General features: G+C 29.0%; 2 protein-coding genes. Both read right to left on the bottom strand.

The annotated features are described in order from the left end of the window. Positions 1-374 precede the first annotated feature (374 nt). On the bottom strand, positions 375-851 hold the full coding sequence (locus HHU12_RS33690) for a hypothetical protein (protein WP_169661114.1): 477 nt from the start codon (positions 849-851) through the stop codon (positions 375-377). Between the two features lie 12 nt (positions 852-863). After that, a complete protein-coding gene (locus HHU12_RS33685) occupies positions 864-1598 on the bottom strand; it encodes a hypothetical protein (protein WP_169661113.1) in 735 nt (244 codons plus the stop codon). Positions 1599-1913 lie beyond the last annotated feature (315 nt).

Raw genomic sequence — 1913 nt, 5'->3', positions numbered from 1 at the left:
TAGAATTAGCACGATAGGCCAATAGTTTCTTATTTAATTCTCCATAATTGGTTTTTGATAAAATGGAATAACATTTCGATATATTAAAGGAGAAATTAATCTAAAAATTCAAAATTTCTCATGACGAAATTACCAGTAATACAACCTTTGAAACTCTCGATCATGAAAAGTAATTTAAAAATCTCAAAAAAATCCTATGAGTTTACTTGAATTTTAATACGGCACCTTAGAACAGTGGAAAAAAAACAAACCCCAATCATACTTATAAAAAGCATGATTGGGGTTTTATTATTTTGCATTGCAAAAATTTAAAACTTTTTTAAAAGATAAGTTCCTGGTAACATTATTGCTTTACAACAAGAACAATTGAGATTTTATTTCTTTATTTTCAATAAATAATTAATTCTCGTTGAGGTATATACTTGAGAGTACTTGCCTGAATAATCTTTTATTTTCTTTATAATCCAATCAATATCTGATACATCAACCTTCAAATCATTAAGGTAACTTTTAGCAGGTAATGGAATTTTAGATTGAAGTTTTCGATTTACCGATTTATCTAGTAACTCTTCAATTGCCAAGATACTTTTATCTTTAGGTAGTTTCTCCTTTAAAAAACCTATATCCAAAGTTAATTTAAGCCATAATAACTTGAACTCCTCATATTCATTTAAACCAGATTTAAGATCTTTTTGAGAACCTTTTCTAATTAATATTCTACTATTATTTAATAGTATGATAGCACGTCCCACTTTTTCTCTTAAAAAATCATGTATTGGATCCATCACTTCAGTAACGTACTGACTTTCATCTAAAATACTTAATCTTTTCTCATGAAGGTTTTTTAACATACATTTATTGTTTTATTTACCAAATATTATTTCATATCCATAAAAACCATCTTCTAATTCTGTGAATTTTTTTATCTCTAGAACTCTTTTAAAATCTCTTGATTTAGAATAACTCCCTGTAACAGTTTCAAATGCAGCCTCTGTTTTATCCATTTTTTCTAATGCATTTTCAAAACGAATAAGGTTTATAGATTTATTATCCGGCAAATTTGGGTATAAATCTGAATTTTTAACCCATAAGGCCTTAATACCTTTTACTTCATTTCCATTTTGTGTATAGTGGTGAAGTGACATGTCAAGAGCATCCTCAGATACTCTTTTTATCTGTTGATTATTCATACCAGTTGTCTTTTTTAGATTTCCAACTAAGTACCCTTCATCACTTAATCCTATTGTACCAAAAACATCTTTACTATTGGTATTATTACCCGTTTTATATTTAAAACTAAATGTTAACTCATCAGCTAAACCTGTTGGAAGGTCTTTATTTGAAGGAGCTCTATGCATATAAATTATACCATCATCTCTTACGTAAGTTAACAGAGCATTATCTTTTTTTAAGAATAATTTTGATTTCTCAGAAAATGATAATTTTTTATTAATTGGATTATCCCCCCCTAATCTCACATAATCTTCAATAACATGTTTATTACTGCTTATGATTATTTCTTCTCCTTCACTAGAATAAGACTTCCAGTTTCCAGTACCTTCAGGGCTTCCTACTGTTATTGTTCCATCTGAGTGCACAAAGGCATCACCTTCAGCTCCTATAAATGTACGATTTTTTGTATCATTTTGAGCAAGTCTTTTTGCTATATTCGAACCTTTTTCAGCATCTGTAGCTGTATTACAAGAGACAAACCTGATCTTGGTCTGTGGTATTAAGTTTTCATTTTGATTTAACCATGCTAAAAAATCTGTTTCTTGGATAAAACCGCCTGTACTCTACCCGATGATTTTTAGATAGTTCATCCTAAAATGAGAAATCATCTTTGTAAAGTCTTTGAAATCAACACTTTTAATCATCTCTCTCACTTTATTAAGTCCTCTTCTGAATACACT

It is taken from the genome of Flammeovirga aprica JL-4 (genome assembly GCF_012844305.1).
Taxonomy (GTDB): Bacteria; Bacteroidota; Bacteroidia; order Cytophagales; family Flammeovirgaceae; genus Flammeovirga; species Flammeovirga aprica.
The sequence above is the reverse complement of the archived record's forward strand: the minus strand, read 5'-3'. Positions and strand labels throughout refer to the sequence as shown.